6 protein-coding genes and 1 pseudogene are annotated in these 8,891 nt (G+C 72.5%); 1 reads left to right on the top strand and 6 read right to left on the bottom strand.

The window, feature by feature from the left end; translation table 11 throughout:
- Positions 1-166: 166 nt before the first annotated feature.
- The gene (locus AB0I73_RS39045) at positions 167-559 is read left to right on the top strand and encodes a cobalamin B12-binding domain-containing protein (protein WP_363045149.1); all 393 of its coding nucleotides are present in this window, start codon (positions 167-169) and stop codon (positions 557-559) included.
- Between the two features lie 29 nt (positions 560-588).
- Here the strand turns inward: AB0I73_RS39045 and AB0I73_RS39040 are convergent, their stop codons facing one another.
- From AB0I73_RS39040 to AB0I73_RS39015, 6 genes and pseudogenes are all read right to left on the bottom strand, one after another.
- The gene (locus AB0I73_RS39040; protein ID WP_363045148.1) at positions 589-3,870 is read right to left on the bottom strand and encodes a condensation domain-containing protein; all 3,282 of its coding nucleotides are present in this window, start codon (positions 3,868-3,870) and stop codon (positions 589-591) included.
- A 184-nt stretch (positions 3,871-4,054) separates the two neighbouring features.
- On the bottom strand, positions 4,055-4,177 hold the full coding sequence (locus AB0I73_RS39035) for a hypothetical protein (protein WP_363045147.1): 123 nt from the start codon (positions 4,175-4,177) through the stop codon (positions 4,055-4,057).
- Between the two features lie 405 nt (positions 4,178-4,582).
- Entirely contained in the window at positions 4,583-5,551 is a 969-nt protein-coding gene (locus AB0I73_RS39030) for an aromatase/cyclase (protein WP_363045146.1), read from the bottom strand.
- A 134-nt stretch (positions 5,552-5,685) separates the two neighbouring features.
- Positions 5,686-6,453 carry a 4'-phosphopantetheinyl transferase superfamily protein gene (locus AB0I73_RS39025; RefSeq protein ID WP_363045145.1) on the bottom strand — a complete coding sequence of 256 codons (768 nt, stop codon included), beginning with the start codon at positions 6,451-6,453 and terminating at the stop codon, positions 5,686-5,688.
- 841 nt (positions 6,454-7,294) lie between these two features.
- A complete protein-coding gene (locus tag AB0I73_RS39020; protein WP_363045144.1) occupies positions 7,295-8,131 on the bottom strand; it encodes an AfsR/SARP family transcriptional regulator in 837 nt (278 codons plus the stop codon).
- A 673-nt stretch (positions 8,132-8,804) separates the two neighbouring features.
- Positions 8,805-8,891 (bottom strand): annotated as a pseudogene (locus tag AB0I73_RS39015) (acyl-CoA carboxylase subunit epsilon); the annotation flags it as partial.

The following is an 8,891-nucleotide window of genomic DNA, read 5'->3' as shown; positions in this document are numbered from 1 at the left end:
GACAACGTCCTGTACCCGATGCGCGAGGCGCTGCGGGCGCGGGCGACGGTGGGCGAGGTGTGCAACGCGCTGCGGGAGATCTGGGGGACGTACGTGCCCAGCGACGCCTTCTGAACCGAGGAAGCCAGATGTCCAACGACAGCAGTAGCGCCCCCTCCGGATCGTCGTGGCCGAACCCGGCCTCGACGGCCATGACCGCGGTGCCAAGGTGATCGCCCGCGCCCTGCGCGACACCGGGGTCGAGGTCATCTACACCGGACTCCACCAGACTCCGCGCCAGATCGTCGACACCGCCGTTCAGGAGGACGCCGACGGCATCGGCCTGTCCGTGCTGTCCGGTGCTCACATGACGCTCTTCGCCGAGGCCCTGGAAGCCCTGCGCGAGCAGGACGCCGACGACATCGTGGTGTTCGGCGGTGGCATCATCCCGGAAGCCGACATCTCGCTGCTTCTCGACCTCGGGGTGGCAGCCCTGTTCACTCCGGGCACCCCCACCTGTGGGATCACCGACCGGGTGCACACCCACGTGGGCTCGCTCTCGTCGACCGTAGCGGCGTAGCCCCTCGGACCGAGGACGTCGGCGGCCTCTCAGAGACCGCCGGTCCGCCGGACCGCCCCGTCCAGCAAGAGCGCCAGACCGCGTACGGAGTCGTCGCTTCCGGCACCGACCGTGAGCACGACCAGCGGCGGGCGGCCGCCGTCCGCCGCGACGAGGCGGGCCGTCTCGTACGCGCCGGCTCCCCCGCCCGAGAAGGCACCCAGCGCCAGTAGCAGCCCCTCGTCGGCCACGGGACGCAGCGCCTCGTACCAGGCTCGGGCCCCCTCGGGGGCGGGACGCAGCAGGATCAGCGCCTCCGGGCCCGCGTACAGCCGGGAGAGCCGGGCGTACCAGGACCAGGGGATGCCGGGTGAGGGCACCAGGCAGATCACCCCACCCGTGCCGGGCCTCAGGGTGATGAAGGCCGAGCCCGGGTCCGTCGCCTCGGGCAGGGCGTCGAAGAACCGGGCAATGGTGGTGAAATCGTCGGCTCGCTCGGGGAGTTCGCGCAGCAAGCGGACGCAGTGCGCCAGTACGCCGGTGGCGTCGGCGAGCCGCGTACGGTCGTGGTCGGCGGTCAGGACCAGGCCGCCCGCTTCGTCCCGGTGCGAGACCAGGGTGATCGGGAAGGCGGTCGTGGCGCCCGTGGTCTCGGGGGCCTCCATGCGGATGCCGAGCGCGGCGAGTGACGGCTCGAGTGCGTCGTGGGGGTCGAGCTGGCTCTCGAAGACGAGCAGGCTGTCGGCGGTGCGCGCGGCGTCGGCCGGTCCGGTCCGGCCGGTGCCCGTCCAGCCGTGGATCTGGCCGGCCGAGACCCATTCGTACGGTGCCAGGTCGATGGCCCGGTCGCGCAGGGCGGTCAGGAGTTCGGGCACGGTGGCGCCGGGGTCCACGTCGACCGATACGGGCACCGGGTTGCGCAAGGCGCCGGGCAGGCGCTCCACCCCGGCGAGCGGAATGCCCCGCCCGGGCACCGCGACGCTGAAGCGCACCGGCATCGGGCCCTCGGCTCCCGTGGCCCGGTACAGCAGCAGCGCCCAGGCGGCCTGCAGCGCACTGCTCTCGGTGGCGCCCCACCGGGCCGCCCACGCGCTGAGGCGGGCCGCTTCGGCGGGGGCGAGCCGCTGCCGGGCCCGGCCGGTGCCCGGTCCCTCGGCGGCGGGCGACACCGACGCGTAGGCGGACACGGAGGGCGCGGCGCCGGGCACGGGCGCGGCACGCAGCCAGAACTCCCGTGCGGCGGTGCAGTCCTGACCGGCAAGCCAGTCCGCGTGGTCGCGCACATCGGGGCGCCGGTCGCCGCCGGGCAGCGTGCCGCCCGCCAGGTAGGCGCGGTAGAACTCCTCCAGGAGCAGGCGCACGCTCCAGGTGTCGAGCAGCGCGTGGTGGTAGGTGAGCAGCACTCTCGTGGGGGGCACAGGCACATTGTCGACGGGCGGGCCGTCGAGCAGGGTGACCCGCAGCGGCCCCGGCGAACGCGGGTCGATGCCTCGCCGCCGGTCGCCGGTGAGGACGTCGGACCAGCACGCATCCGAGTGGGCCAGTCGTACCACCTCGGACACGACCCGGTCGTGGATGACGATCCGGGGCTCGGGCCCGTCCTCGAAGGACGATCTCAGCACGGCCTCGCGGTCGAAGACGGACTGCCAGGCCGCGGCGAAACGCGCGGTGTCCAGCGGCCCGTGCCAGGTCCAGCTGAGCTGCTCGATCTGGCGACCGGTGCCGGGGTGCGCCTCGGCGTCGGCGAGGAGTTCGCGCTGCAACGGGCTCGCGGCGACCGTGCGCGCCGAGGCGGACGGCGCGCCGGCGCCCTCGGCCAGCTCCTGCAGGACGTCGCGCAGTACGGCGAGGAGGCGGCCGACCGACTCATCGGTGATGCCGTCGTGGGGGGCGGGCAGCCAGTCGAGTCCGATGCACAGCCGGCCGCCGCGCACCCGTGCGGCGATGTCGAGCGCGTACGGGACGGCGGTGCGGGGTGCCCGGGGGCCGGGCCGGTCGTCCGCATCGGGGGTGAATCGCACCAGGACGGGCACGAGTTCGCGCAGGAGGAGCCGGACCGCGGAGTCGGGCGCGTGCTCGCGGCACGCACCGAACGAAGCGCGGCCGACGGTGGCCAGGCGCCGGGCGGCCCGGTCGACGAAGTCCCTCGCGTCGCCGTCCGGGGCTGCATCGAGCACCACGGGCTCGGTCTCGTCGAGCGGCCCGACGGTCCGGGCGAGGGCGGGGCTGTCCTGACGCCCGTCGGTGCGTACGTCGAAGGAGGCCTGCCCGGTACCGCGCCACCGGGCGAGGGCCAGGCCCAGGGCGCCGGTGAGCAGCTGGACCGGGGTGAGCCCGAGCCGACGGGGCAGGGCACCGGTCAAACGCGCGGTGGCCGCCTTGCGCAGGACGAAGCCGGGGTGCCGCACGGGCGCGGTGCCCGGGAGGGGCGCGCGAGGGCGGAACGCGGAGGCGGTGGCGCGGCGCTCGGCGACGGCACACCAGCGACCGGTCTCGCGGGGGTCGGCGGCCATGGCGGGCAGAGAGGCGACCCAGTCGGGGTAGCGCACCTCCTCCTCCGCGAGCGCCTCGTCCGGCCGGGTCAGCAGGACTTCGAGGTCGGCCATGAGGATGCCCAGCGAGGTCTGGTCGACGACGAGTTCATGGGCGACGACCGCGAGCCTGCGCCGCTTGCGCAGGAGTACGACGCCCAAGGTGCGGCCGGCTGAGGGATCGAGACGGCGGCCCGCGTCGGCGATCGCCTGCGCCTCGCGGGCCCGGGTGACGTCGGCGACCGTGCACTCGGCCTCGTATCCGGGTGGGGCGGCGTGAATGCCACCGCGGGCCTCGGTGTCGATGCGGGCGCCGAGCAGCGGATGGCACCGGACGAGCCTGTTCAGAGCGCTGCTCACCGTCGCCGGGTCGAGCGGCTCGGCCACATCCAGCACGCCGATGGGGTGGGCGTCGGGTGCGGCCTCGCGACGCCGCAGCAAAGTGAGTTGGGCCGGACCGAGCGGGGCACCGGGCTTGTCGCGGGCGGTGAGCAGGTCCGCGACGAGCCCGGCAGGGAAGGCGTCGGCAGGGACGTGACCGTCGTCGGGCACGGGGGGAGCGGCCGCCTCCACGTGCAGCAGGTGGTGATCGGGGCCGAGGCGCTGCAGCCGGTGGCGCCAGCGTCGGCCTCCCAGGGTGCCCGCCGAGGCATGGTCGAGCGCCGCCGCCACGCGGCCCCTGATCAGGGGGCCGCGCAGCTCCAGGACGGGCGGGGCGTCGTAGGGCGGCTGTCCGGGGTCGACAACCACGGTCATCGGCACATCGGCGAAGCGGTCGAAGGCATCACGGTCGTCGGTCATCGACGTCGGGGCCCGGCCCCTTTCCCCTCTCACGTCTCGTGCGAACCGCGTCCGTCAGGTCCGGCCGACCTGAACCCGCGCTCCGGTCGCGTACGTGTGGCCGACCGCGCACAGGCGATGACGGGCAGCCTTCTCAGCACGGTAGTAGTACACGCGCGACGCGGCGTTTTCCTCAAGCGTGCCTTCAGCGCTCCCCGGGCGGCTCTCGGCCGGGCAACTCCGCGAGGGCCTCCGTGAGGCCCTCGCCGAGCATGGTGCGCAGGGCGATGTCGTGCAAGGTGTCCGGGCCCGCGCCGTGGCAGGCCATGCTCAGCGGACAGCGGTCCGGGACCCGGTGCGCGGCGAAGGACCACTCCCCGCGGGCGGCCGGTGCGCCGTCGGGGGCGAAGCCGAACTCGGTGAAGCCGATGCGCAGTCCCTGGCCGAGGGCCTTGCCATGGCCCCTTGAGAGTCCGCAGCTTCAGCATCTCGGCGGCCCGCGCCCCTTCGGTCAGCCCCTCCAGGGCGCGCGGCTCGGCGGGCGTGCCCAGGTGGCGGCTCAGCAGCCAAAGGCCCAGCCGGTACCTGGCGGGCCCGGTGTCGGCGCCGATCCGTTCGTTGCGGCTGATGCCGACCGCGATCAGGCCCCGGAGCGGCTCCGGCCGCGTTCGCGGCCGAAGCGTGTCGCGCCGGGCCGTGAGCGGGCGCAGACTGATCCCTGTCCGGGCGCGTTTCAGGCCGCGTGGAGCAGTTCAATGGCTGTTTCGGCGCGGTGGCGGGCGAGGCCGAGGACGGCCAGGGAGTGACGGCCGAGGGCCTCACGCAGGTGACGGCGGGCCCGGGCGAGGTCGGCACCGGGGCCGAGGACCTGCTCGATGGCCTCGTCGCGGACGACTACGCTGTGCTGGGAGACGACCGTGACGCCGTAGGCGTCCGGCACCACCTGCCACTCTCCGGTGTGCGCGGCCACCAGCGCCGGTGTGACTGTCTGCTTGTGGACGAGGCGACCCGCGTGTGGGAAGCACACCCGTACCGACTCGGTGGTGTGCACCGCTCCGTCGGCGCCCCGCGTGTCCATCGCCATTCGCTGCACCCCGGGCTGGTCCTCGACGAGATCAACCCGCTCCACATGGGCGAGGGCCCTCGCCCAGTCCTCCGCCCGATACAGGAAGTCGTGGACCAGCTCGGCCGGCCCATTGACCCGGACCTCGTCCTCGAAGGAGAGGACCAACTCGTCCAGTACCGGCCAGCGCTCCGCAAGATGCTTCAGCCGCGCCAGACAGGCCCGGCTGTCGGCGTCGACGACCCGCTCAGCCCACGCCGCGCTCTCGGGCCGGTCGTCCAGCAGGGTGAACTCGTGCTGCAGCACCAGTCGGCAGGCGGCCGGACCGCGCTCCTCGACACGCCATACCCCGCTCATCGTCCGCACCGGCGGCTGCGGGTCGATCTGCCGGCACTCGACCCGGCGGGCCGACGGGTCCTGCACACACCGGGAGAACCACGAGCGGATCCGGCCGTCCACCACCGACCACGTGTGCAGCCGGTCCTCTCGCCCGTCGAAGTCGAGGCGTTCGACATGCACGACCGGAGGGAGGAACAGCGGCCAGCGCTCCGCGTCCGCGATCAGGCCGTAGACGACCCCGGCCGGGGCGGCCACCTCGATCGACCACGACCCTTGATGCATGTGCTCACCCGGCGCCATGACGGACTTCTCCTTCTGCGGCTTGGCGGCAAGAGCCTCACCGTGGGCCGTGCCGCTGGAGGAGTGTTCGAGGATCGCTCGACGAGGTGCCGCACTCGCCGCTCAGCGCACGGCCCGCGCGGTTCCCGGAACCGTCAGCACGCGAGGTGCGGACCGCACCCATGGAAACCCACAGTGCAGTTCCAGGACCAGCTCCTCGCCATCGTCCGCCATGACGGCGACGGCGGCCGGCACCCCGGCGCCGGCTCCAGTTCCATGAACCGCCACCGCCAGGCCGGATCGTCGTCCGGGGGCCGGAAACCCAGCACTCCGCGGTCCTCCGCCAGTTCGAAGGAGAACGTGTCGAACGACAACCCGAGTCCCATGCCGCGCGCCTTGGAATACGCCTCCTTCAGCGTCCACAGCCGCAGGATCCGCACGTCCCTGGCCCGCCCCGGCCCCACTTGCGCGACCCACTCCCGCTCCTCGGGGGCGAAGGTCTGCACGATCGTGCCGAGCCCCCGGTCACCGCGATCGCTGCACGACGTCCACGCCGATGCGGTGGTGGCGGACCACACCCAGCAGGTTGTGTCCGCCCGCGTGGGAGAGGTTGAAGTCCGGCTCAGGCCCGCCGCGCGGGAGCCCGCCGGTTTCCGCAGGAAGGGCCGACCGCGTGAGGAGCGCCGGATGACCGACTCGCTTTCGGGTCTACCGCATTCGAGGGCCAGGACACGGCGCACCAGCACGTGCGAGACGAGGTACTGCCGACGGTCTCGCTCGAACAGGGACTGTTCGGCGGTCTTCCGCTCGTGCTCGTCCAGCCAGTGCGCGGCAAGGGTGGCGGCTGCTCCCGGTGCGAGCCCGTCGTTCGGGCAGAACCGCAGTCTGATCGTCCGGGGCGCCGGTTCCACGGCGGTGCTCATCCTCGCCGCTCCTGTGGTTGCGGCCCGTCCAGCCACAGCGGCCGGCGCAGGAATACCGAGCCCGGCAGAGGTGCCACGAGAGGCCGGCAGCCGCCGGCGGTCCCCGGTGCGGCCCAGTCGATCTCCACACCGGACAGCCACAGACCGGTCATCCGATCGCCTCAGCCGCGTCGCGACAGCAGGGCGAGGGCCCCGTCGACCGTGAGCAGGTCGTCGCGACGGCGTCGAGGAGCGCCTCGACGTCCATCGGCGCGGACCGCAGGCCGGTGAGCCGAGCGATGTGCGCGGCCGGGCTCGGGGGTCGTGGAGCACGCCGCTGCGCTCCTTCGTGCGGTAGCCGCGGTCGACGGCCGCCACGAACTCCACGGTCGGCAACGGGTCGAGGCCCAGGAATCGGGAACGACTGCCGGGGGCCGGTCTTCTCGGGCTTGAACAGAAGCACGTCCGCGAGAATCGGCACGACGCCGGTCACGGGATCGGCCGGGAACGCGGCGGGCGCCGCCATGGCGGGAGCCGGCGGTCACTGAGCATGGCGATACTCCAGCTCCAGGATTTCCGTCCCGGCACGGGAACGTGGTCGAGTGGGACACGAGCACCGGGACGTACGACGGCGGGGCGGATCGGTCCAGTAGCGGGGCTCGTCCCCGGGCGGTACCGGTGCCGACAACGGCGGCCCCGCGACGCGCCTGGAAAACGGCTGATTTCGGTATAGGCCATGCCCGGCCCCGGACAGCACCTCGATGCCGCAGACGGTGGCGGCGAGGAGAGACTCAGGCTCCCTCCGCCTCCAGCCCCGGCCCGTGCGCAGCCCTCCGTTCTCGCGGGCCCGGCCGAGCAGCCGTCAGCCCACCCGGATCATGCGTTCCCCGCTGAGCGCCGACACCGGGGCGTCCTGCGCCATCTCGGGACCGGTCATCATGATGGAGCGCTGCAGCCGCCGCAGCCCCGCCGACGGCTCCAGGCCGAGCTCACGCACCAGGGCCCGACGCAGACGCTGGTAGACCTCCAGGGCTTCGGTGCGCCGTCCGGACCGGTGCAGCGCGAGCATGAACTGGCCGTGCAGAGTCTCGTGCGTACGGTACCGGCTGACCAGGACGGACAGTTCACCCAGCAGCTCCCGGTGGCGTCCCAGCCGCAGATCGGCCTCAATACGCTGGTCCAGGGCGCACAGCCGGGTCTCTTCCAGGCGTCTGGTCTCCATCGACAGTTGTGCCCCGGCCTGCACGTCGGCGAAAGCAGCCCCGGTCCACAGCGAGAGGGCCTCGCGCAGTTGCCGGGCCGCACCGGGGAAGTCACCGGCGTCCATGGCCCGGTAGCCCAGTCCGGCCAGCCGCTCGAACTCGCGAACGTCGCTGGAACCGCCCGAGATGTTCAGCAGATAGCCGCCGGGCACGGTGACGAGCACGTCCTTGGCGGTGCGCGCCGGTGTGCCCTCGGCGTCGCGCTTCAGGGCAAGAGTGATCAACTCCCGCAGCTGGAGCACGTACGTCTGCAGCGTGGCGCGCGCGCTGCGCGGCGGTGCGGCGCCCCAGAGCTCCTTGGTCAGTGATGCTACGGAGACGACCTGATCGGCGTGGAGCGCCAGCATGGCCAGTACCTGACGTGGCTTGGGCGCCGTCGGTGTGATCGGGACTCCGTTTTCCCGGACGGTCAGTCCGCCCAGTACAGAGATGTCCATGGCGTCTCCCCTATGCGCGCATGAGTGATCAGTCTCTAAGCCCTGACAGGCCGGACCGCTTGGGCGAAACGAGTTAAAAACAGGGCTGAAAGATTGTCAATTAAAGGACTGTCTACGCTGGTTTAAATCTAAGAAACACTAGAATGCCGACCTAAGATATTGACAAGTGCGCCGACATCGACTGCGCACAGGGAAGCGGAAAGGGAGTCGCTGCGCAGAGCATACGTCCCGGGAAACCGACCCCACCGGAAGCGGAAGAAAACAGTACATTCCCTTCCCTTCCCGGCTGGACGGCGCACTGGAAACGGCTGACGTCCCGTCACCGACCAGGCGAGGCAGTATCAGGTCAGAAGCGGGTCACCGTCTTCTCGGAGAGCCCTCCGGCCCCGGCCGCCGAGCACCTCGAATCCCATGGTCGCCGCCATGGTGGTGGCCGCGGCCCCTCACGATGACACCCCGTCGGCAAGCAGGTTCTCCCTCTCGGCCCGCCCCAGCGTGTCCTCGATCCAGTGCTGCCAGTGCCGCCACAGATCGGCGCCCTCACTGCGGGCAGGGCCGCCGCACAGCTCGAAGCCGGCCCGTACGACGATGTCGTCCGCGAGCTGCTCCCTCAGACCGTGCGCGGCGTCGACCAGCGCCTGCAGGGCGCCGTCCGCGCTCTTCTTGTGTGAGGTCAGCGCCAGCTGTGCGGGGCGCGGAAACCCGGCTCGCGTTCGAGGCGGCGCCAGCCGGCCCTGGCGCGGCCGCGGTGGGTCCGGGC

This window comes from Streptomyces sp. NPDC050388 (assembly GCF_040655635.1).
Taxonomy (GTDB): Bacteria; Actinomycetota; Actinomycetes; order Streptomycetales; family Streptomycetaceae; genus Streptomyces.
This window is presented reverse-complemented; position numbering and strand designations above follow the sequence as displayed.

What these genes read in the sequence shown, in the direction of transcription:
- AB0I73_RS39040 (WP_363045148.1), bottom strand. Translation starts at nt 3,870, where the DNA reads ATGACCGACGACCGTGATGCCTTCGACCGCTTCGCCGATGTGCCGATG.
- AB0I73_RS39035 (WP_363045147.1), bottom strand. Translation starts at nt 4,177, where the DNA reads ATGGCCTGCCACGGCGCGGGCCCGGACACCTTGCACGACATCGCCCTG.
- AB0I73_RS39030 (WP_363045146.1), bottom strand. Translation starts at nt 5,551, where the DNA reads ATGGCGCCGGGTGAGCACATGCATCAAGGGTCGTGGTCGATCGAGGTG.
- AB0I73_RS39025 (WP_363045145.1), bottom strand. Translation starts at nt 6,453, where the DNA reads ATGAGCACCGCCGTGGAACCGGCGCCCCGGACGATCAGACTGCGGTTC.
- AB0I73_RS39020 (WP_363045144.1), bottom strand. Translation starts at nt 8,131, where the DNA reads ATGGACATCTCTGTACTGGGCGGACTGACCGTCCGGGAAAACGGAGTC.